The organism is Pseudoalteromonas sp. NSLLW24, assembly GCF_015864725.1.
GTDB classification, from domain to species: domain Bacteria; phylum Pseudomonadota; class Gammaproteobacteria; order Enterobacterales; family Alteromonadaceae; genus Pseudoalteromonas; species Pseudoalteromonas arctica.
On the sequence record NZ_JADYWQ010000031.1, the window covers coordinates 1 to 21,205 of the forward strand.

General features: G+C 38.8%; 19 protein-coding genes and 2 tRNA genes. 11 read left to right on the forward strand and 10 right to left on the reverse strand.

The window, feature by feature from the left end; genetic code table 11:
- Window positions 1–86: 86 nt before the first annotated feature.
- Window positions 87–171: transfer RNA gene (locus tag I6E72_RS19310), tRNA-Tyr, on the reverse strand.
- Between the two features lie 49 nt (window positions 172–220).
- A tRNA-Tyr gene (locus I6E72_RS19315) sits at window positions 221–305 on the reverse strand.
- Window positions 306–417: 112 nt separating this feature from the next.
- On the opposite strand from I6E72_RS19315, the gene I6E72_RS19320 reads away from it, so the two are divergent.
- The 3 genes from I6E72_RS19320 (at window position 418) to I6E72_RS19330 (ending at window position 2,538) form a co-directional block, all read left to right on the forward strand.
- Window positions 418–945 carry a VC2046/SO_2500 family protein gene (locus I6E72_RS19320; RefSeq protein WP_010555085.1) on the forward strand — a complete coding sequence of 176 codons (528 nt, stop codon included), beginning with the start codon at window positions 418–420 and terminating at the stop codon, window positions 943–945.
- Window positions 946–1,124: 179 nt separating this feature from the next.
- Complete coding sequence (locus I6E72_RS19325) at window positions 1,125–1,427, forward strand: DUF6172 family protein (protein ID WP_002961433.1); 303 nt, start codon at window positions 1,125–1,127, stop codon at window positions 1,425–1,427.
- Window positions 1,428–1,620: 193 nt separating this feature from the next.
- Entirely contained in the window at window positions 1,621–2,538 is a 918-nt protein-coding gene (locus I6E72_RS19330; RefSeq protein WP_024598317.1) for a GGDEF domain-containing response regulator, read from the forward strand.
- A gap of 74 nt (window positions 2,539–2,612) precedes the next feature.
- Here the strand turns inward: I6E72_RS19330 and I6E72_RS19335 are convergent, their stop codons facing one another.
- The 3 genes from I6E72_RS19335 to I6E72_RS19345 all read right to left on the reverse strand — a co-directional run bounded on the left by I6E72_RS19335 (window position 2,613) and on the right by I6E72_RS19345 (window position 4,328).
- Entirely contained in the window at window positions 2,613–3,092 is a 480-nt protein-coding gene (locus I6E72_RS19335) for a YchJ family protein (RefSeq protein WP_010555087.1), read from the reverse strand.
- Window positions 3,093–3,130: 38 nt separating this feature from the next.
- Entirely contained in the window at window positions 3,131–3,565 is a 435-nt protein-coding gene (locus I6E72_RS19340) for a SulA-like leucine-rich domain-containing protein (protein ID WP_007583705.1), read from the reverse strand.
- Window positions 3,566–3,863: 298 nt separating this feature from the next.
- Window positions 3,864–4,328 carry a tetratricopeptide repeat protein gene (locus I6E72_RS19345; protein WP_007583707.1) on the reverse strand — a complete coding sequence of 155 codons (465 nt, stop codon included), beginning with the start codon at window positions 4,326–4,328 and terminating at the stop codon, window positions 3,864–3,866.
- Between the two features lie 118 nt (window positions 4,329–4,446).
- Between I6E72_RS19345 and I6E72_RS19350 the strand changes: the two genes are divergently transcribed.
- Entirely contained in the window at window positions 4,447–5,739 is a 1,293-nt protein-coding gene (locus tag I6E72_RS19350; protein ID WP_010555089.1) for an NCS2 family permease, read from the forward strand.
- A gap of 75 nt (window positions 5,740–5,814) precedes the next feature.
- On the opposite strand, the gene I6E72_RS19355 is transcribed toward I6E72_RS19350, so the two are convergent.
- On the reverse strand, window positions 5,815–6,573 hold the full coding sequence (locus I6E72_RS19355) for a hypothetical protein (RefSeq protein ID WP_007583833.1): 759 nt from the start codon (window positions 6,571–6,573) through the stop codon (window positions 5,815–5,817).
- A gap of 324 nt (window positions 6,574–6,897) precedes the next feature.
- On the opposite strand from I6E72_RS19355, the gene cysB reads away from it, so the two are divergent.
- A complete protein-coding gene (cysB, locus tag I6E72_RS19360; RefSeq protein WP_002961670.1) occupies window positions 6,898–7,875 on the forward strand; it encodes an HTH-type transcriptional regulator CysB in 978 nt (325 codons plus the stop codon).
- Between the two features lie 77 nt (window positions 7,876–7,952).
- Here cysB and I6E72_RS19365 read toward each other — a convergent pair whose 3' ends face one another.
- The 3 genes from I6E72_RS19365 to pabB all read right to left on the reverse strand — a co-directional run bounded on the left by I6E72_RS19365 (window position 7,953) and on the right by pabB (window position 11,373).
- Window positions 7,953–9,329, reverse strand: a complete 1,377-nt coding sequence (locus I6E72_RS19365) for an L-serine ammonia-lyase (RefSeq protein WP_010555091.1) — start codon at window positions 9,327–9,329, stop codon at window positions 7,953–7,955.
- A 103-nt stretch (window positions 9,330–9,432) separates the two neighbouring features.
- Window positions 9,433–10,008 (reverse strand): NUDIX hydrolase, encoded by a 576-nt coding sequence (locus I6E72_RS19370; RefSeq protein ID WP_033026841.1) that lies wholly within the window; start codon window positions 10,006–10,008, stop codon window positions 9,433–9,435.
- A gap of 6 nt (window positions 10,009–10,014) precedes the next feature.
- Complete coding sequence (gene pabB, locus I6E72_RS19375; protein ID WP_197113858.1) at window positions 10,015–11,373, reverse strand: aminodeoxychorismate synthase component I; 1,359 nt, start codon at window positions 11,371–11,373, stop codon at window positions 10,015–10,017.
- 155 nt (window positions 11,374–11,528) lie between these two features.
- On the opposite strand from pabB, the gene I6E72_RS19380 reads away from it, so the two are divergent.
- The 5 genes from I6E72_RS19380 to I6E72_RS19400 all read left to right on the forward strand — a co-directional run bounded on the left by I6E72_RS19380 (window position 11,529) and on the right by I6E72_RS19400 (window position 19,633).
- Entirely contained in the window at window positions 11,529–13,055 is a 1,527-nt protein-coding gene (locus I6E72_RS19380) for a fumarate hydratase (protein WP_007583843.1), read from the forward strand.
- A gap of 427 nt (window positions 13,056–13,482) precedes the next feature.
- Window positions 13,483–14,523 carry a Leu/Phe/Val dehydrogenase gene (locus I6E72_RS19385; protein ID WP_197113861.1) on the forward strand — a complete coding sequence of 347 codons (1,041 nt, stop codon included), beginning with the start codon at window positions 13,483–13,485 and terminating at the stop codon, window positions 14,521–14,523.
- A gap of 185 nt (window positions 14,524–14,708) precedes the next feature.
- Entirely contained in the window at window positions 14,709–15,347 is a 639-nt protein-coding gene (locus tag I6E72_RS19390; RefSeq protein WP_024598322.1) for a CatA-like O-acetyltransferase, read from the forward strand.
- 176 nt (window positions 15,348–15,523) lie between these two features.
- Window positions 15,524–16,348: a M90 family metallopeptidase gene (locus I6E72_RS19395; RefSeq protein ID WP_002961680.1), complete on the forward strand. Its 825-nt coding sequence runs from the start codon at window positions 15,524–15,526 to the stop codon at window positions 16,346–16,348.
- Between the two features lie 105 nt (window positions 16,349–16,453).
- A complete protein-coding gene (locus tag I6E72_RS19400; RefSeq protein ID WP_197113864.1) occupies window positions 16,454–19,633 on the forward strand; it encodes an amidohydrolase family protein in 3,180 nt (1,059 codons plus the stop codon).
- A gap of 198 nt (window positions 19,634–19,831) precedes the next feature.
- On the opposite strand, the gene I6E72_RS19405 is transcribed toward I6E72_RS19400, so the two are convergent.
- Entirely contained in the window at window positions 19,832–20,173 is a 342-nt protein-coding gene (locus I6E72_RS19405; protein WP_002961684.1) for a hypothetical protein, read from the reverse strand.
- A gap of 150 nt (window positions 20,174–20,323) precedes the next feature.
- On the opposite strand from I6E72_RS19405, the gene I6E72_RS19410 reads away from it, so the two are divergent.
- Window positions 20,324–21,076: a Nif3-like dinuclear metal center hexameric protein gene (locus I6E72_RS19410; RefSeq protein ID WP_024598325.1), complete on the forward strand. Its 753-nt coding sequence runs from the start codon at window positions 20,324–20,326 to the stop codon at window positions 21,074–21,076.
- Window positions 21,077–21,205 lie beyond the last annotated feature (129 nt).

Consider the following 21,205-nt stretch of genomic DNA (forward strand, 5'->3'; position numbering starts at 1 on the left):
GAATATAGGAATATAGGAATATAGGAATATAGGAATATAGGAATATAGGAATATAGGAATATAGGAATATAGGAATAGTAGAGAAGTGGTGGAGGGAGCTGGATTCGAACCAGCGAAGGCTGAGCCGTCAGATTTACAGTCTGATCCCTTTGGCCGCTCGGGAACCCCTCCACACTAATTTTATTGCATTTGGCCCCACTTAACTTAGCGGTAAGAAAAGTGGTGGAGGGAGCTGGATTCGAACCAGCGAAGGCTGAGCCGTCAGATTTACAGTCTGATCCCTTTGGCCGCTCGGGAACCCCTCCAATGCAACGGCGCTGATAATAGCAAATTGCGTATTTAAGTAAAGAAAAAAGCTAAAGAAAATTGAAATAAAGCCGATAAATATCTATCAGTTACCACAATCGGCTAAAGACTATGCAAATAGATGATTTGTTAATCACAGAGAGTCAGTTAAACAGTAGACTCAATAATAGTGTGCATGAAAATCGCCGTGGCGAATTTGCACTATTATTAGCGATGCTGTCACATGACGCACTCGACTTTAGTCAATTTCATTTACCAAAAACTGAAATAGATAATTTAGTTATAGAAGAAGAGGCGTTAAGAAAGCAATTTGGCGCAGGTCCAAAGCAACTTTTAGCTCCTGATGAATATAATATGTTGGTTGGACAATTTAATGCATCATTAATATCTCAAGAAGGAGCGCGCTGTGGTATGACAAGTATTAAGTTAAGACAATGCTTAAGCCCTGAACCACTTGCGATTAGAAATGATGACAAGCATATTCCACTTAATATAATAGATAACTGTGAGCTTGCCGTCAGAAGAAGAATTAAAAGCGAACAAACCCAACTAGCTAATCCCCCTATAGATGCAGCTGCTTTTTACGACAGCCTTAATAATGATGCATTACATCAACCACTTCAGCTCATTGCGGTGTGATATATGATTGTAATAATCACCAGTTAATATATGCTTTATAACGGGTCTGCTTTATATATTTGCTAATAATTGATTTAATGAAAAAAAAGCATCCAAAAATTAAATGCAATTGCTATAATGGCGTCAAATGGTATGACATGAAATGCCATTATCATTAAACCAAGGTAATTAGGAACGTAATGAAGAAAACATTCACGCTAAATCACGAGAAAATCAAATACCCTCGTATGGTTGATGCTGCAAAGCACGAAGTGAAAAAATATTTGAAAAGAGAGCGTAATAAAACGCTACCTGAAGATGCTGACTATTGGGCATTTGACTGTAAGTTTGGTAACACAGCTGAAGATGCGCAAGTTGTGCACGTTGCTGAATTAAGTAACCAAATTGGCGAAATTGAAAAGCAAGGTTTGACCTCTTTCTATGTAGAGATTTTAGCTCGACCTGCTCAACGTCAACAGTTAGATTTAGATGATGACGAATAACACTTAATTTAATTAAGTGTTCGAAGTTTTAAAATGAGCCCAAGTGGCTCATTTTTTGTTTTTATGCATTAAAGATTCACCATAAATCATTTTTATTAGTAACTAATAAGTAGAATTTTAATTTATTAACATTTGCATAACAAAATGTAGTGATATAGGGTGTGTTTAATTAAAAAAACAAAACAGTTGTACCATGCCGATAAATTACTCTGACCACCAATTGAAATTAAGCTTAAAGAGCTCTAAGGTACTTGTCGTTGACGATCAGCTATTAAGCTTAATTGTATTAAAAAAAATATTATCAGAGCATTTTAGTGTAACAACAACGAGCTGTGGTGAGGATGCGATTGAAATTTGTAAACATAATCCGCCAGATATAATACTACTCGATATTAATATGGAAGGAATGAGTGGTATTGAAACATGTCTAAAATTAAAAAATATATCTGAAACACAAGATATCCCCGTTATTTTTGTAACCTCATCTGAAAATCAAGAAGAAGAGTGCTGGGAAGCAGGGGCTGTAGATTTTATAAAGAAACCAACTAACTCGGAAACTTTATATAGAAGAGTGCGCGCCCATATTACGATGAAACTGCAACATGACTTACTCAATCAAAAAGTATTTCTAGATGATTTAACAAAGGTATTCAATCGTCGTTATTTTGATGCGCATTTTTCTAAAATGGAACGAAGCGCCTTACGAGAAAAAGTCGACTATGCACTATTACTCATCGATATAGACTACTTTAAGCAATACAACGATCTTTATGGTCATGTGCAAGGCGATACGGTTTTAAACCTTGTTGCACAAACTATTACTAATAGTTTGCAAAGGCCAACCGATTTTGTTGCGCGTTACGGCGGCGAAGAGTTTGTAGTTGTTCTACCGCATACAAGCACTGAAGGTGCGATTTGTGTTGCTGATAAAATTAAACAAAATGTGGTCGATTTAGGAATATTACACAGATATTCAGAATATGACTTTGTGACTATTAGTATTGGCGGTGCAACCCTACAACCGTACGTAAATAACAAAAACACCTTGCAGATCGCAGATGAAAAAATGTATGAGTCCAAAATGCAAGGTCGTAACCAAGTGTGTTTTTAAGTTTAGCTAGCTAATAAATCACTTTGCCACTTAAAAACACCTTGTAGGTGATAAATATTAAATAAGATTATTTATTACACGCTATGACATTTTTTGTACTTTTTATTGCTACCACATGGGCAGTCATCATTTCTGCCCACTTTAATATCTTCAACAGGATATATAGTGCCATCTAAATAACGCCATTGAGTGTTTTCTTTAATAAACTGCGATTTTTCGTGAAGCTCACAAAATAAGTTTTGATAAAAATATTGGGCTTTAAATTCTACAGTACCGGTATCGCCATCATGGCTTGACCCAATTACATCAAGATTTATAAATCGACAGCTGTTAGCAAAATCATTGATTTCTTTAACCGGATTTTCAGCTTGTTTTTCTTTTGCGTAGGTTTGATAAACATATTCTGCATTTTTAATAACATAAGCACTGAATCGTGAGCGCATAAGTTGTTCAGGAGAATCAGCTTGCTTAACAGATAAGTGAAGCGGCTCGCAGCAATCGGCATAATTGTGCCCACTGCTGCAAAAACATAATGTGGTATTGAGTGAAGTCATAATAATAATACAAAGTCTAAAACATTAGTTTAACAAGCTTATTGGGCGAGTGATATCTCTGTTGTTTGAGACTTTTTAGTAAAACAGTATAGTTTTGTATTCGTTTTACTTAAATCGAACGATAGATTCGTAAGTAGTTGGTTATTAACTATATCGGTCCAGGTAATTACCGCTGCAAAGTTTCCGTTATGTAATGCAGAATTTAATACATACTCTAAATTTACTAGGTGCTTTTGTCTAATAACAAGTAATTTACTTGTATCAATAGAGCATGAGTCAAGTAAAGCTTTGCTAGGTACGTGATCTGGAGCAATTAGTAACGTCCATGCATTAGAGCTATTGTATTGGTGTAATACTTTTAAAAGCTCAAAGGTCGCTGAAATTTCATCTTCAATTTGAATCAAATTCACGCAATCGCTTTGCTCATCTTGTTGGTAACTTTTAACTGTTCTTACGGTAATAGGCTGTAACATAATTTCACTCACTGGGTTTTTATACAGTATTCATATACAGTAGTTTATACAGTGCTTTCGTGCAAGCCTTTTATGCTATTTATTTGTACAGTTATTCAGCTTTTGATCATTGTTTTTATTTTTTGAATTTATAATTCTTTATTAATCAGATTGTTATGGAATTATTTTTGAGAAGGTATTCTAAAAATAAATTTTTGAGCAGTGTCTTCATTTTGGGGTTTTATACTGTATAGGATTATCTTTATAACCATATACAGTATTTTTTTACACTGCATACAGTACTTCTGCTATAGCTAGCTTATGTGTTTTCACTCGTGCGAGGGATCATATGAGAAAACTGGAGTTGGTGGATTTGTTCGTACAAACTTGCCGCATAACATTGAGCATCTTTAAATCGCTTAGTTTCGATATGTTTGCGTATATCTGTAACCGCTGCAGTGGCAGGGGCGTACCCTTGGCTACTTGCTAAGCTTAACCAAGCTACAGCATGAAATACACTTTGTGGCACGCCTTCACCTTTCACAAAGAATAAACCTAAATAAAACTGTGCTCTGTGGTTTCCCGCCATTGCAGCAAGTCGCATCCATTTTGCAGCCAATGGAGCTTGATTATTTTTTAAATAATATAGGGCTTTATTTAACGTACTTTGCTCATCTTTTTTATTATCAACGGGCACAGAGGTATTTTCGGGTTGAGTAACAAAACCTAAAATATTATCTAGCTGTTGCTCTAAGTCTTGCTCACAAGGTGTTGTTTTAAGCATATTGGTTCATTTATTATTTTAACTACTCTAACAGTTTAGTATATAGCAAGGTAAAATGTCCTGTAAAAGATAATTTTTATGTTAAAATCTCGCCACTTTTTACTATCACAAGTTTATTATGTTCGAAGCCTTATTTAAACTGAGCGAAAATAATTCAACAGTTAAACGCGAATGCGTTGCTGGCCTAACTACCTTTATAACTATGGTATACATTGTATTTGTAAACCCGGCTATGCTCGCAGAGGCTGGGATGGATCAAGGGGCTGCATTTGTAGCGACATGTATAGCAGCTGCGATAGGCTGTTTTATAATGGGTTTATGGGCTAACTATCCATTAGCATTAGCGCCTGGTATGGGACTAAATGCCTTTTTTACGTATGGTGTCGTATTAGGAATGGGTTATACCTGGCAAGCCGCGTTAGGGGCTGTATTTATGTCCGGTTGTATATTTTTGTTTTTAAGCTTATTTAAAGTCAGAGAGTGGATTATTAATGCCATACCTCTGGTGCTCAAGCGAGCAATCGCAACGGGTATAGGTGCTTTTTTAGCATTAATTGCCCTTAAAAATGCAGGCATTATTGTCTCAAGCCCGGCAACATTAGTACAGTTGGGCGACATTACTTCTCCAGGACCGTTATTGGCTATATTAAGTTTTTTTGTAATTGCAGCGCTTTTATACCGCGATTTTAAAAGTGGCGTGCTTATTAGTATTTTATTAGTGACTGGCATTGCTTTAAGTTTGGGGCTTGTTGAATATCACGGTGTTATGGCTATGCCACCATCAATAATGCCTACTTTTATGCAGCTAGATTTTGCAGCCGCTTTTGATATATCAATGATGAGTGTTATTTTTGCTTTCTTGTTTGTCGATCTTTTTGATACTTCGGGTACATTAGTTGCGGTAACTCAAAAAGCAGGTTTAGCTGATGAAAAAGGTAACATGCCTCGTTTAGGGCGCGCATTAAGTGCTGACAGCTCAGCAACAATTGCAGGTGCGATGCTAGGTACGTCTACGACCACATCGTATATAGAATCGGTTGCTGGTGTATCTGTTGGCGGACGTACTGGCTTAACAGCTGTAGTTGTAGGCATTTGCTTTTTACTAATGATGTTTTTTGCACCGCTTGCACAAATGGTACCGGCTTATGCTACGGCAGGCGCTATTTTATATGTAGCTGTTCTGATGCTGCAAAATTTAAAGTTTGTAAACTGGGATGATATGACCGATGCAATTCCTGTTACTGTGGTATTACTAATGACACCATTAACGTTTTCGATTGCGCACGGTATTGCACTTGGTTTTATATCTTATACGGCGGTTAAAGTCTTGTGCGGTAAGCAAGATCAAGTCAGTATTAGTGTTTGGATATTAACAGCCTTGTTTGTTTTCAAGTTTGCATTTTTGTCTTAATAGCTAACAAAAAATACAAAAAAGCCTGCACAAATTTTAATTTGTGCAGGCTTTTTTAATGCTTTTATAAAAGCACTACCATTTCTTTTTAGGAGCAAACAGTATATCTAAGTCGTCTTGCTCTTCTTCTGTTTTCTTTTTAAGTGCGCTTGCATTAGAAGCTCTCAGTTCAACACTAATTGCCTCTAAGTAACCCTCAACTTCTAGCCGTTTTGTTGTTACATATTCATCAGAGTAGGTAACTGCGCTGAGTGTTGCCTGCGCTTTTTCAAAGTACTGTCTTGCAGAGCCAACCATACTGGCTGAGCGGGCAGACAAGCCACGTTTTATTTGGCTTTCAATATTAATACGCAGTTGTAGTTTTTCGAGACGTTTATCTTCTAAAACAAAAACTTGGCTATCAATACGACCTTTGCTGTGTTCAGAGCGTAAAATTGAGCGTAATTTTTTAATGCCCTGAATTAGGCCTACAAGTTGTTTGTCATTACTCGGTAGCGTTAAAGCTTCACTGCTATTATCTTGAACTGGATTAGATAAGTGCGTTTTTGCTTCACTTAAGCGGCTTTTAAGTGCTTTAGATGTTTGCGAGTTAGTAACCATTGTATTTAAGGCTTCGTAAATACGGCGCTGTAATGTACGAATTAGATTTTCAGAAAGGGGGATGTTAGCACTATTCATTAGTGCTTCTTCTGTTTCTTCTATTATAGCTTTTTGTTTTGTAAGCTCTTTACGGCGTTCTGCCTCTTGTTTTTCTTTGTGTTGTTGTACAGCACTTACCCAAAGTGCAATCACAATCAATGCAACTATAAGCACTATTATAATAGAAACGATCATGGTGTAATTCTCGGATATATAACCTAATTATTTAATCTTACATTAAATATACGTTAACAGGGTAGCTTTGCGCCGATTAACTTAAAAAATATACCAAAAAATTGATAGGTTGAGCTCTTTATAAACTGCAGTAAGCCTAAGGGCTTATAAACTAAAGCTGAATAATCATCGCTACCTGAAGCATATTTATTATGCTAGCCTTGAGCTCTAATCAGATAATTGCACACCTAAAGACCTAAAGTGCTATTTTACGTAAATAACACTTGGTTTTAAGCGGTATTGCCTTTATAAATAATATGAATAATAACGTTAAAATTTGCAGCCATGAAATTACAACAACTCAGATACATCGTAGAAGTACAAAATCATAAATTAAATGTTTCAGCGACTGCTGAGAGTTTATTTACCTCGCAGCCAGGAATTTCTAAACAAGTACGCATGTTAGAAGATGAGTTGGGTGTGCAAATTTTTGGTCGCAGTGGTAAGCATTTAACGCATGTAACCGGTGCCGGCGAAGATATTATTAATATTTCTCGTGAAATACTCTCTAAGGTAGAAGGTATTAAAGCCGTTGCTAATGAGCATACGCTACCTGATCAAGGTAAGCTAAATATTGCTACAACACATACCCAAGCTCGTTATGCTTTGCCTAACGTAATTCAAGGGTTTATGAAAAAATACCCTGCGGTATCGCTTCATATGCACCAAGGTACTCCACAGCAAATATCGGATGCTGCAGCACGCGGTGATGCCGATTTTGCTATTGCAACAGAAGCACTGCATTTGTATTCAGATTTAGTTATGCTGCCTTGCTACCATTGGAATCGCAGTATTGTTGTCGCTAAAGACCATCCGTTGGCTAAAAAGGCAAATAGTTTAACCGTTGCTGATATTGCTCAATATCCACTCATTACATATGTATTTGGTTTTACGGGCCGCTCAGAGTTAGATAAAGCGTTTAGCGCACACGGGCTTGAACCACACATTGTATTTACCGCAACCGATGCTGATGTTATAAAAACATACGTACGACTGGGTTTAGGAGTTGGTGTTGTTGCTTCAATGGCGATAGATCAAGTGAGCGATACCGATTTAGTGTGTATTGATGCAAGCCACTTATTTGAAGCTAGTACGACCAAAATTGGTTTTAGAAAGGGCAGCTTTTTGCGTACTTATATGTATGATTTTATCGAACGTTTTGCACCGCACTTAACTAAAGAGCGAGTAGAGCGAGCAAGCTTATTACGTAACCAAGATGACGTAGATAAGTTATTTGCAGATATAGAGTTACCCGTTAAATAATGTCACTACATTAAACGAATAATAAAAAAGCCGCCTATTTTAAAAATAGGCGGCTTTTTCTTTTTATAGCGAGCTGATTAACATTCGATAATATTAACAGCCAATCCACCGCGAGCGGTTTCTTTATATTTAGTTTTCATATCGTTACCAGTTTCAAGCATGGTTTTAATCACTTTATCAAGCGATACCTTTTGCTCGCCACTGCCACGTATAGCTAAACGTGAAGCGTTAATTGCTTTAATAGCGCCCATTGCATTACGTTCGATACACGGTACTTGTACTAAGCCACCAACAGGGTCGCACGTTAGGCCTAAATTATGTTCCATACCAATTTCTGCTGCGTTTTCTACTTGCACAACATTGCCACCAACAATTTCTGTTAATGCGCCTGCAGCCATAGAGCACGCAACGCCGACTTCACCTTGGCAACCTACTTCGGCACCCGATATAGAGGCATTCTTTTTATATAAAATACCAATAGCAGCAGCGGTTAATAAATAACGCGTGGCTATATCGCGGTCTACTTCTTTCACAAATGTGTGATAGTACATAAGCACAGCCGGTAAAATACCCGCAGCACCATTAGTTGGTGCGGTAACTACACGGCCACCTGCAGCGTTTTCTTCGTTTACGGCAAGGGCAAATAAATCAACCCAGTCCATTGCACGAAGCGGGTCGTTACTGACCTCTATATTTAGTTTTAAGTATAAGCTGGGCGCACGGCGTTTTACTTTTAAGCCGCCAGGTAAAATACCTTCGGTGCGCATACCACGGTCAATACAAGCCATCATTACTTTCCAAATATGGAACAATGTGTCTTTTACTTCGTCTTCAGTGCGCAGTGTTTTTTCGTTTTTCATCATCAAGGTAGAAACACTAAACCCAGACTCTTTACACATCTCTAGTAGTTCTTTTGCGCTACCAAATGGGAAAGGGGCTGGATTTTCTTCTCTAATATCGAGGGCCGCCTGTTTTTCGTTTTCAAACTCTTCGTCGGTAACAATGAAGCCACCGCCAATAGAGTAATATACTTTGCTGTAAACTTTTTCGCCGTTGTTTGAGGCGATAATTTCCATTGCATTAGAATGCTTAGGCAGTGTTTTACGACGATGGAAAACAATAGCACCTTGTTTTGGGAATTTGGCTTTGTGTGTTTTGTTTAGATAAATAACCTGATCTTTTTCGATGGTTGCTAAAATGTCGTCGACTAAATCGGCATCAATTGTTTCAGGATCGTAACCGGCTAAACCAAGAATTACGGCTTTACCCGAGCCATGGCCAACACCTGTTTGACCAAGAGAGCCATAAAGCTCTACTTTAATATCGGTCACATTTGCTAATAATTGTTGTTCTTGTAGGTCATTAACAAATAAGCGTGATGCGCGCATTGGGCCAACGGTGTGTGATGACGAAGGGCCAATACCAATGCTAAACATATCAAATGCACTGATCATAATGTGTGTGTCTCTACTTTGTTTTATCAGCACGAAGCTGCTCTTTGAACGGTCGAGCATGATAACGTGGAATTGTGATTGTGTAACTACTAATAACGAAGATTTAAACTGGTAAGGCGAGTTGTTTTGTAAAGTTTTTTATAATGCTTGCAGTCGCACCCCAAAGTAAACCATGCGGCGTTTTAAAACCTTGCAAAATAACCGTTTTCCCAAATCGTTGAAAAGGTAAGGGTTGCCAGTTAGCTTCGTTATTTAACTCAGTGACAGAGAGCAAAAAGCTCGCCTGTACTTCATTATAGTCATTTTCCCAGGTGGTGTCTTTTTTGAGTAAACCTACATAGGGGCTAATACTAAAACCCGTTAAGGTTGAATACTCAGGTAAGTGACCTAATACATTAACGTTGCTTTGGGCAATATTTAGCTCTTCTTTTAGTTCGCGAAGGGCTGTGGTGCGAAGGGTAATGTCGCTTACTTCAAACTTGCCTCCGGGCAAACAAATCTCCCCAGGGTGATGGTGTAAATAAGTAGGGCGTTTACACAGTAAAATATGTGCATGGTTATCTATATCAATAATTGGCAGCATAACAGCGCTAGCGCGTTTTTTACGTGTGTCTTTTAACTGATTTGGCGCAGCTGTAGGGCTTAACAGAAACCGCGCCATAATGTGTTCACTATTCAAAACGACCTACTGTTTTAATAAAGGGAGGATTTTATTTACTTTATCGTAAGTTTCTTGATATTCCAATTCGACTTTAGAATCAGCGACTATTCCACCACCTGCCCAGCAGTAAATTTGCGCTTTGTGGCACACCAAGGTGCGAATAGTGATACTCGTATCCATATTTCCACACGCACTTAAATAACCAATTGAGCCACAATAAATGCTGCGGCGATGTGGTTCTAGCTCTTCAATTATTTCCATCGCTCTAATTTTTGGTGCACCGGTGATTGAGCCACCCGGGAAAGCCGCTTTTAGCTGATCGACCGCTGTTTTACCTTCATCAAGTTCTGAGGTGACCGTGCTTACTAAATGATGGACTGCCGGAAAGCTTTCAATAGCAAAAAGGGAAGGGACGTGAACGCTGCCTGGTTTTGCTACTTTGCCTAAGTCGTTACGCAGTAAATCAACAATCATTACATTTTCAGCGCGATCTTTAGCTGATGCTGCGAGTATTTGCGCTTGGCGTTGATCCTCTAGTGCATCTGCTTTTCGCGGCAGTGTGCCTTTAATTGGCTTGGTTTCTACAACGTTATTATTTACAGATATAAAGCGCTCAGGGGAAATTGATAAAATAGCCCCTTGAGGGTGATTTATAAAGCTTGAAAACGGCGCTTTATTTGCCTCACGCAGTTTAATATAAGCTGCCCAAGGGGAGCCTTCAAACTGAGCGTTAAAGCGCTGCGCTAAATTAATTTGGTAACAATCGCCACTTTTTAAATACTCCTCAATTTGGGCAAACTTTGCAGCGTATTCCGTTTCGCTCATATTTGATTGCCAGTCGCTGTTTAGGGCAAAGGACTGCGTACTAACTTGGGAGTTAGGGTGTGTATTTAAGTATTGCTCATAAAGCGCTAATCGATCGGTGTTTGGCTGCGATACATAAAACCAGCTTTGTTGCTGCTTGTCGTAAATAAGGGCATCTAAGTAAAGGCCAATAGCCATTTGGGGAAGACTAATATCTTCGATAGCACGAGTGGGGATGTTTTCAATTGTACGGCCTAGGTCGTAGCCAAAGTAGCCAAGCCAGCCGCCGTTAAAGGGTAAATCGTAACCGGCTTTTGTTTTATCAAGATGCGAAAGCTCATTATTCATAATTTCAAAGCAGTTATCACTACTTTCTATATTATTTAAAAAGCTTTTATTATTTTTTACTTCAAGGGTACTTTGCGGCTCAATGGCAATAATATTAAAACGGCTGTTTATATGATTACTATTTGCAGAATCTAATAGAATTGCATAAGGCAAATGTGAAAAATGCGCAAAAACGTCAATGCAGTTTTGTGTTATGCCTAATTTAATACAATTTTTTTTATTGTTTAGCATTTACTGCCCCTTTAAGAACTGGCTCGAAACGGGCTGGGAGGGTATCATAAGTCAAATTTTTTGGCAGCACTAAGCTGTAAAAAACAGTGCAAACCACCGTCACCGGTTTGATTTAGATTACGCGACAACGCGTAACGGTAACTTAAGGAACCACTATGAGTACAATTTGTCAGCAAGACTTTATTGATAGCATTGAAGATGCATTGCAATATATTTCGTTCTATCACCCACTTGATTTTGTTCAAGCTCTCGAAAAAGCTTACAACAAAGAACAAAGTAAAGCGGCTAAAGACGCCATTGCACAAATTTTAATTAACTCACGCATGTCGGCTGAAGGCAAGCGTCCACTTTGCCAAGATACCGGTATTATTACCTGTTTTGTTAAAGTAGGTATGGATGTTAAGTGGGATAAAACAGATTTAACCGTTCAACAAATGGTTGATGAAGGTACTCGTCGTGCATATTTGAATCCAGATAACCCTTTACGTGCATCTATTGTTGCAGACCCTGCTGGCACGCGTAAAAACACGAAAGATAATACGCCTTCGGTTGTGCATATTGATTTAGTAGCGGGTGGTAAAGTAGAAGTAATGGTTGCGGCTAAAGGCGGCGGCTCTGAAAACAAAAGTAAAATGGTTATGTTAAACCCGTCAGATGATGTTGCTGAATGGGTAGAAAAAACACTACCAACAATGGGTGCTGGTTGGTGTCCGCCAGGCATGCTAGGAATAGGTATTGGTGGTACGGCTGAAAAAGCGGCAGTAATGGCTAAAGAGTCGTTAATGGACCCGGTTGATATCCATGAACTAATGGAGCGCGGCGCAGAAACGACTGAAGAAAAGCTACGTTTAGAAATTTTTGACCGTGCTAATAAATTAGGTATTGGCGCACAAGGCTTAGGCGGTTTAACAACGGTTGTTGATGTTAAAATTAAAACAGCACCAACGCATGCAGCTTCAAAACCTGTAGTAATGATCCCTAACTGTGCGGCAACTCGCCATGTACATTTTACACTTGACGGTTCTGGCCCTGCTAATTTAAAAGCACCTAAGCTAGAAGATTGGCCACAAGTAACATTTGAAGTGGGCGAAGGCACACGTCGCGTTGACTTAAATACACTGACTAAAAAAGATGTTCAAGAATGGAAAATGGGTGAAACTGTTTTACTTTCGGGCACTATTTTAACAGGTCGTGATGCAGCGCATAAACGTCTGCAAGATATGATCAATTCAGGTGAAGGTTTACCAAAAGGCGTAGACTTCGATAATAAATTTATTTATTACGTTGGACCAGTAGACGCGGTACGTGATGAAGCAGTTGGTCCTGCAGGCCCTACAACTGCAACTCGTATGGATAAATTTACCGATATGATGCTAGAAAAAACAGGCATTGTAGGCATGATTGGTAAAGCTGAACGTGGACCTGCAACTGTTGAGTCTATTAAAGAGCATAAATCTGTTTATTTAATGGCTGTAGGCGGCGCAGCTTACTTAGTATCTAAAGCGATTAAAAAAGCACGCGTAGTTGCTTTTGAAGATTTAGGTATGGAAGCTATTTATGAATTTGAAGTAGAAGATATGCCAGTGACCGTTGCAGTAGACAGTGAAGGTGCTAATGCGCACACACAAGGCCCTGCAATCTGGAAAGCTAAAATTGAAGAGCTTGATAGCAAGCTAAAATAACGTACGTTATGTTTTTAAAAAGCGAGCCTAGTGCTCGCTTTTTTGTTTTTTAAATAGAGTCATTATCAAGCTTACAGCTCTGACCAGTTTGCGAAAAAGCTCACTTTTTACTGGAAACCTATAGGCAGCAATACGTGGCGGGCAAGCAGCACTTGTATATTAAACTTTACACGCAATCGCTTTGTTACGTTCACGTAAACGTAAGTTGGTGTGGTTGTTCTATTTATAGTTTTTAAAACTTACAAATGACGATTTTGTGAATTTTTTATCTATACAATAGTTTTAATCCGGTTATTTAATTTAAGCTTGATGTTTTCATTGGTTTTATCTTCTGCGAGTATAGCGAACTCGAATATGAAGTGATAAAGTCTCGGCAATTTCCAGCGCGCATACCCTCTCACGGGTTAACTATTTCGGAGTATTTTAAGTGGCTGTGTTTAATCGAGTTGAATTTGATAACCATGAACAAGTGGTTTTTTGTTCTGATGAAGAATCGGGTTTAAAAGCAATTATTGCTGTACATAATACCAACCTAGGTCCTGCTGTTGGCGGATGTAGAATGTGGGATTATGCGAACGACGAAGATGCTGTTTACGACGTGCTACGTTTATCAAAAGGCATGACTTATAAAAATGCAGTTGCGCGCTTACCATTTGGTGGCGGTAAATCTGTAATTATAGGTAATGCGAAAGAAATTAAATCTGAGCAGTTATTTCGTGCATTTGGCCGCCAATTAGAGCGATTAAATGGCAATTATTACTCAGCAGAAGATGTAAACATCACATGTGCTGATGTAGCTATTATGAATAAAGAAACTAATTACGTACTGGGCCTTGAAGGTAAAAGTGGTAACCCATCGCCATTTACAGCATACGGTACGTTTTTAGGAATTAAAGCAGCGCTACAGCATCAACGTGGTCATCAAAATTTTGCAGGCGTAAAAGTGGCTGTTCAAGGTTTAGGTGCTGTTGCTTATGGTTTATGTAAGCATTTAGCTGATGCGGGCGCTGAGTTGTTTGTAACAGATATTAACCAAGTTGCAATTGATCGCGTAGTTAATGATTTTGGCGCGACTGCGGTTGGCATTGATGAAATTTACGACTTAGATGTTGATGTTTATGCACCGTGTGCATTAGGTGCAACTATTAACGATTTAACGATACCGCGTTTAAAAGCGACTATTATTGCAGGCTGTGCTAATAATCAGCTGGCAGAGTCTCGCCACGGTGAAGTTATTCGTGAAAAAGGCATTTTATATGCACCAGATTACGTAATTAACGCTGGTGGTATTATTAATGTTTATTACGAAACAGCGCCAGAAGGTTACAGTGCAGCAGCGTCTAATAAACATGTTGAAGGTATTTTTAATACGTTAACTGAAATCTTTGCCCGTAGCGAAAAAGAGCAAAAATCAACGCATTTAATTGCTGACGAATTAGCGCAAGAGATCATTAAAAACGGTCTGTGATCTAAGTTCTAATTTATATAAGGGTGTGCAATTGCACACCTTTTGTTTATCTGTAAGTTAAGGGGTGTTGATCTTTGCGGATTTAACCTTGAAAGATCAACAGACCCTGATGCAATTGTTACTGAACAGCGGTACACTTTATTTTTAATTTTGTGCGGCAAATTATGACTCCTTCAACTTCTCTCATGCAGCCTATCGATTTAGATAATTGGCCTAGAAAGCAACACTTTGAATTATTTAAACACTTTTCTCAGCCTTATTTTAATGTGTGTGTGCGTTTAGATGCTCAAGCACTTTACGACTATTGCAAAACCAATCAATTTTCTTTTTTTCAAGCGTATGTATATTGCACCTTAAAAGCTTGCCATGAGTACGATTCAATAATGCTACGTATAATAGATAATCAACCATGGTTACTTAATAGTGTTCGCGCAAGTGTGGTTGAGTTGTCTGAAAACGATACGTTTGTTTTTAGTTATTTTAACAGCACAGGCGAGTTTAAAGAGTTTGCAAATCATGCAAGTGGCGTAAGCAAAAAAGCGAAATTACAGCCGTTATTTTCTGATGCATTTGCTCAAACAGAAGGGCAGGCTGATTTAATTCATATATCTGTTTTGCCGTGGCTGAATTTTAGTGCGTTTTCGCATGCATTTAGTGAAGGGCAGAGTTTAGGCATTCCTAAATTTGTATTTGGTCAGTTTGATAAACACACAGGCACAATGCCTTTAGCTATCGATGTACACCATTCATTAATGGATGGTTTGCACGTAGCGAAATTTATAAGCACATTGCAGGGTACATTTGATACCTTTTGCAAAAATTAACTCTAAACACATCAGTAACGGCAGTGCAAAGCAGTAAACAATTTATAAGTAATCTATAAGTAATCTATAAGCAATGCGATGTGAATTACTTTATATTCAAATACATAATCTTGTATGCTTGAAAAACACGTGTGCTGGACATATTTATATACCATACCTTAGCTCAGGAAATCCCCATGATAAATGGACTGTTAATTGTTGTTTTAATTCTTTTTGTGGTGATTTTCTGGCGTTGGCCATCAATTCAAAACCGATTATGGCGCAGTAAATATAAAGACTTTGCTTTAAATTCGCAGCAAAAAGATATTTTACTGCGTTGCATGCCCATCTATAAAAAAATGACCGACGCCGACAGAGAAAAATTAGAGCGACATATTACGTGGTTTTTAAACGAAAAACGCTTTGTCGGTTGTGATGGCTTAAGGCTAACGTCTGCAATGAAGTTAATTGTTGCCGCCGATGCGTGTGTATTAGTACTTAATAAACCGTGGCCGTTATATAGAAATGTAAAAGAAATTTTATTATATCCAAGTGCTTATTATGCTCCGCAATCAACTCGCGATAGTGCAGGACTTGTGAGTTACCATAATACAGTAAGACTAGGCGAGTCATGGCCTGGCGGCACGCTCGTTTTAAGCTGGCATGATGTACTTGAGGGTAATCGTTTACCAAGCGATGGACATAACTTGGTATTTCATGAGTTTGCGCATCAACTCGATCAAGAAACAGGTAAAACAACGGGCACACCCATTTTAAAAAGCTCAGCAGATTACAAAGAGTGGGGCCGAGTATTTAGCCGTGCTTTCACCCAGTTAAAAAGCCATGTTGCCTATAGCATGCCGCATGTTATTCACAGCTATGGTGCGACTAACGAAGCTGAGTTTTTTGCTGTACTCACCGAAACCTTCCTCGAAAAACCCGCAGAGCTTCGCCGATACGATCCTGAAATTTACAGTATGCTAGTTAATTACTATCAATTTGACCCTATCGTTTGGCATTAAACCTACATAAACCGCGCTTTATCATATAACGCTGGCAAGTTGCGTTTGTTTTTGTTGCAATCATGTGAAATAGTTTTTACTGCAACAATAACAAGCGAGAAACGCATGAAAAAAATGCTTCATACAGTATTGGCGCTGTCGGTGTCATTAGCGATAGGGCAGGTAAATGCCGCTGAAAAAGACGAACAAAAATGGCAAGTAGATTCACCTAAGGGGCAGTTTGTTGACGCTGCAATTAGCGTTGAGCAGGGCACATGGATGAATATAGATATTAGCCCTGATGGTAAAACCGTGGTGTTTGACTTACTTGGCGATATTTATACTATGCCAATGAGTGGTGGTACAGCCACAAAGCTCACCTCTGATATTGCATGGCAAATGCAACCACGCTTTAGTCCTAACGGCAAAAGTATTGCGTTTACCTCCGATCAAGGTGGTGGCGATAACATTTGGATAATGGACTTAAATGGTGAAAATCAACACGCTGTTACCGATGAAACCTTTAGATTACTAAATAGTCCTGCATGGAGTCCTGATGGCGACTACTTAGTTGCGCGTAAACACTTTACAGCTAGCCGCTCATTGGGAGCAGGTGAAGTGTGGTTGTATCACAAAGCGGGTGGCAAGGGCGTACAGCTTACAAAACGCGAGAACGATCAAAAAGATTTAGGTGAGCCAATGTTTTCACCTAATGGTCGTTATGTATACTTTTCGCATGATGCAACACCCGGTAAAACCTTTCATTACTCAAAGGATTCTGTAGCGGGCATTTATAAAATTAAACGTTACGACCGCGAAACGGGTGAAATTGAAACTGTAATCGATACGATGGGCGGTGCTATTAGGCCTACACCATCACCAGATGGTAAAAAACTGGCGTATATAAAGCGCGATGATTTTCAAACAAGCCTTTATTTATATGACTTAACTAGCGGTGAGCACACTAAGCTTTACGATAAGCTTGAGCGAGATATGCAAGAAACATGGGCTATTCATGGTGTATACCCAACCATTGCATGGACACCCGATAACGAAGAGTTAGTATTTTGGGCTGGTGGTACAATTCACAAGCTAGATGTTGCAGACAAATCTGTAAAAACCATTCCTTTTAAAGTGCAAACCACTAAAAAAATTCAAAAAGCAGTGCGCTTTACACAAAACTTAGATACTGATGAATTTGATGTAAAAATGCTGCGTAATGTGCAAGTAAGCCCAGATGGCGAAACGGCAATTTTTGAAGCGCTTGGGCATATTTATAAACGTGATTTAGAGTCAGGTAAAATTAAGCGTTTAACAAAGCAAACTGATCATTACGAATTATTTCCACAGTACTCTCGCGATGGTAAAAAAATAGTTTACACCACATGGGATGACAACAAACAAGGGTCTGTAAGGGTTGTGTCTGCGCGCAGTGGTCGTGGCGATACAATTACTAAAGAGCCTGGAAAGTACGTAGAGCCTGCGTTTAGTCCAGATGGTAAAACGGTTGTTTATCGAAAAGCCACTGGCGGCAGTATTTTAAACCCTAAGTGGTCACTTAATCCTGGTATATATAGCGTAAGCGCAAAAGGCGGTAAAAGTGAGCTTATTTCAAAAAGTGGTTATCAACCACAATTTGGAGATGCAAACGATCGCGTTTTTATAATGAGTCCTTGGCCAAAACCAACGCTAAGTGTAGTTGAGCTTGAAAGTAAAAAAGTTCGCAAACTGTACGAGTCAGAGCATGCGACTGAATTTAGAGTATCACCAGATGGGCAATATCTGGCTTTTGCTGAGCGATTTAAAGTATTTGTAACGCCGTTTGTTCAAAGTGGTAAAACAATTAATATTGGGCCTAAAGACAGTCAATTTCCAATAGAGCAGTTATCGGTACGTGCTGGTGAAAACATTAGTTGGAGCGCTAAGAGCAACACGCTTTATTGGACATTAGGGCCTGAGCTTTATCATGCAAGCCTTGAGGGGATGTTTGCTATTAACAAAGCCGAAGATGCCGACTTTAAAGTGAAAAGTGGCGATAATATCGGTTTCAGTAAAAAAATGGCAGAGCCTAAAGGTATGATTGCGCTCACTGGTGCAAAAATTATAACTATGGACGGCGAAAAGGTTATTGAAAATGGCGTAATTATCACTGATGGCAAGCATATTAAAGCAATTGGTACAGCCAGCGATATAAGTATTCCTAAAGGTGCTGAGGTTATTGATGTAACAGGTAAAACTATTATGCCTGGTATTGTTGATGCTCATGCACATGGCTCGCAAGCAAGTGACGAAATTATACCTCAGCAAAACTGGAAAAACTTTGCAGGTTTAGCGCTAGGTGTTACTACAATTCACGATCCATCAAACGATACCTCTGAAATATTTACCGCAAGCGAAATGCAAAAGGCAGGCATGATTGTTGGCCCGCGTATTTTCTCAACCGGTACTATTTTATATGGCGCAAATATGCCAGGTTATACTTCGCATATTGACTCGTTAGACGATGCTAAATTTCATTTAGAGCGCCTTAAAAAAGTAGGTGCATTTAGTGTTAAGTCGTATAACCAACCACGTCGTGAGCAGCGCCAACAAGTTATTGAAGCAGGTCGTGAACTTGAAATGATGGTTGTCCCTGAAGGTGGCTCATTATTACAACATAACTTAAGTATGATTGTAGATGGACACACAGGTATCGAGCATTCAATCCCTGTAGAGAACATATACGACGATATAAAGCAGTTATGGTCGCAAAGTGATGTTGGCTATACACCAACACTTGTAGTGGCTTATGGTGGCATTTGGGGTGAGAACTACTGGTACGATAAAACTGATGTATGGAATCATCCACGTTTAAGTAAATTTGTGCCAAAAAATCAATTATTACCACGCTCTATGCGCCGAGTTAAAGCGCCCGATCATCACTATAATCACTTTAATAACGCACGCGTTGCTGCTGAGCTACAAGACCTAGGTGTATTAGTTAACTTAGGTGCTCACGGTCAGCGTGAAGGCTTAGGTGCACACTGGGAGATGTGGATGTTTGCACAAGGCGGAATGACACCGCTTGAGGCTATACGTGCTTCAACACTCGATCCGGCTAAGTATTTAGGGCTTGATAAAAACGTAGGCTCCCTTGAAGTGGGCAAACTGGCAGATTTAATGGTTATAGATGGCGATCCGCTTAAAAATATTCGAGATTCGGATAAAGTAGATTACACCATGATCAATGGTCGATTATTCAATGCAGAGACAATGAGTGAAGTGGGTAAAAAAGAGCGCGAACCACTTTACTTCGAAAAGTTATAATTTATTTTGATCTTTTGAAAGCGGCTACATAGCCGCTTTTTTTAGTCTTACTCAACTTATAAGGCTCTATTTTTTTGATTAAATGGTGCAATTAAGGTTGGAAGACGATAATTAATATAATTTTTAGATATTTTTTAGCAAATAACGCACATAAAAAAACCGCTTAACGCGGTTTCTTTTAAAAATCATAAATGTTGATTAAACAACACCGCGCGGTAAGCGACAGTCATGATCTTTACGAGCTAAAATTACAATCCAAAGTTCTTCCGCTGTGTAACCTTCTTCGTTTTCGGTAACAACAGTGAATGGCGCTTTTTTCTGTGCTTTAACAGGCGCAGCTGCTTTTGGTTTTTTCGTTTTAGTTGTTTTACCAGAGTTTAACTTTTTAGTAAGCTCTGCTACGTCAGCTAGGCGTAAATTTTTACCGCCATCAATGCTGTACCAACCAGGTTTAGTTGTGATTTCAGGTTTTTTACCATTGGCAGTTTCGTACGCTGCTTCAAAGGCAGATAACACTTCTGTTTTGTCTAGTTTGCTCATCAGAGACCCTATACGTTGTGAACACAGATAAAGAAGAGGTATTTATACCTATTTTAAAACAGTTTTTCAATTTTTTGCGATTTTCCTTCCATTTTAGAGCTATAAACGCCAAAATTTGCACAAAATTCAGTGCTAAGTAAGGTAAGTTATATGCAACGTAGAGAATTTAACCAACTCCTAAATGACATTTTAAAACCTCAATTAATTAAAGATTTTTGCCCAAATGGCTTACAAGTTGAAGGTAAAAACGAAATTAAAAAAATTGTGACGGGTGTAACCGCAAGTCAAGCATTAATAGATGCTGCCATTGAGCAACAAGCAGATGCTATTTTAGTTCACCATGGATTTTTTTGGAAAGGGGAATCCCAACCAATAACGGGAATGAAAAAGCGTCGTATAGGTGCGTTATTAGCACACGATATTAATTTATTTGGCTATCACTTACCACTCGATATTCATCCAGCAGTTGGCAATAACGCGCAACTAGCAAAGTTATTGGATATTGAAATTGAAACAGGGCTAGAGCCAACTTCAAATAGCGTAGCAATGAAAGGGCGTTTAAAAACACCATTAAGTGGTGAAGATTTTGCCGATAAAATTGCAAAAGTGCTAAATCGAACCCCACTCACAAGTTTAGTACGTTCAGCTAAAATTGAAACCATTGCACTGTGTACTGGTGGTGGGCAAGGGTATATTGATTTAGCTGCAGAGCAAGGCATTGATGCTTATTTAACGGGTGAGGCATCGGAGCAAACAATTCATAGTTCTCGTGAGCAAAACATTGATTTTTTTGCCGCAGGGCATCATGCAACAGAGCGCTATGGTGTAAAAGCTCTGGGTGAGTTACTTGCTCAAGAGCATGGCTTTGATGTGACATTTATAGACATAGATAACCCAGTTTAACTAGGCTATCTATTAATTAACCTGAACGCTACTTGAGATAGATTTATTATCTAGAGTTCATATATGGTCTCCTCCAGTATTGCAAGGTGTCATTCAACGATAGCAGGGACAGGTTTGCTGTCATATATA

Coding starts and splice junctions, on each gene's coding strand:
- I6E72_RS19380 (WP_007583843.1), top strand. CDS start 11,529: ATGAGTACAATTTGTCAGCAAGACTTTATTGATAGCATTGAAGATGCA.
- I6E72_RS19320 (WP_010555085.1), top strand. CDS start 418: ATGCAAATAGATGATTTGTTAATCACAGAGAGTCAGTTAAACAGTAGA.
- I6E72_RS19395 (WP_002961680.1), top strand. CDS start 15,524: ATGATAAATGGACTGTTAATTGTTGTTTTAATTCTTTTTGTGGTGATT.
- I6E72_RS19400 (WP_197113864.1), top strand. CDS start 16,454: ATGAAAAAAATGCTTCATACAGTATTGGCGCTGTCGGTGTCATTAGCG.
- I6E72_RS19350 (WP_010555089.1), top strand. CDS start 4,447: ATGTTCGAAGCCTTATTTAAACTGAGCGAAAATAATTCAACAGTTAAA.
- I6E72_RS19355 (WP_007583833.1), bottom strand. CDS start 6,573: ATGATCGTTTCTATTATAATAGTGCTTATAGTTGCATTGATTGTGATT.
- I6E72_RS19325 (WP_002961433.1), top strand. CDS start 1,125: ATGAAGAAAACATTCACGCTAAATCACGAGAAAATCAAATACCCTCGT.
- cysB (WP_002961670.1), top strand. CDS start 6,898: ATGAAATTACAACAACTCAGATACATCGTAGAAGTACAAAATCATAAA.
- I6E72_RS19335 (WP_010555087.1), bottom strand. CDS start 3,092: ATGACTTCACTCAATACCACATTATGTTTTTGCAGCAGTGGGCACAAT.
- pabB (WP_197113858.1), bottom strand. CDS start 11,373: ATGCTAAACAATAAAAAAAATTGTATTAAATTAGGCATAACACAAAAC.
- I6E72_RS19410 (WP_024598325.1), top strand. CDS start 20,324: ATGCAACGTAGAGAATTTAACCAACTCCTAAATGACATTTTAAAACCT.
- I6E72_RS19330 (WP_024598317.1), top strand. CDS start 1,621: ATGCCGATAAATTACTCTGACCACCAATTGAAATTAAGCTTAAAGAGC.
- I6E72_RS19390 (WP_024598322.1), top strand. CDS start 14,709: ATGCAGCCTATCGATTTAGATAATTGGCCTAGAAAGCAACACTTTGAA.
- I6E72_RS19365 (WP_010555091.1), bottom strand. CDS start 9,329: ATGATCAGTGCATTTGATATGTTTAGCATTGGTATTGGCCCTTCGTCA.
- I6E72_RS19405 (WP_002961684.1), bottom strand. CDS start 20,173: ATGAGCAAACTAGACAAAACAGAAGTGTTATCTGCCTTTGAAGCAGCG.
- I6E72_RS19345 (WP_007583707.1), bottom strand. CDS start 4,328: ATGCTTAAAACAACACCTTGTGAGCAAGACTTAGAGCAACAGCTAGAT.
- I6E72_RS19340 (WP_007583705.1), bottom strand. CDS start 3,565: ATGTTACAGCCTATTACCGTAAGAACAGTTAAAAGTTACCAACAAGAT.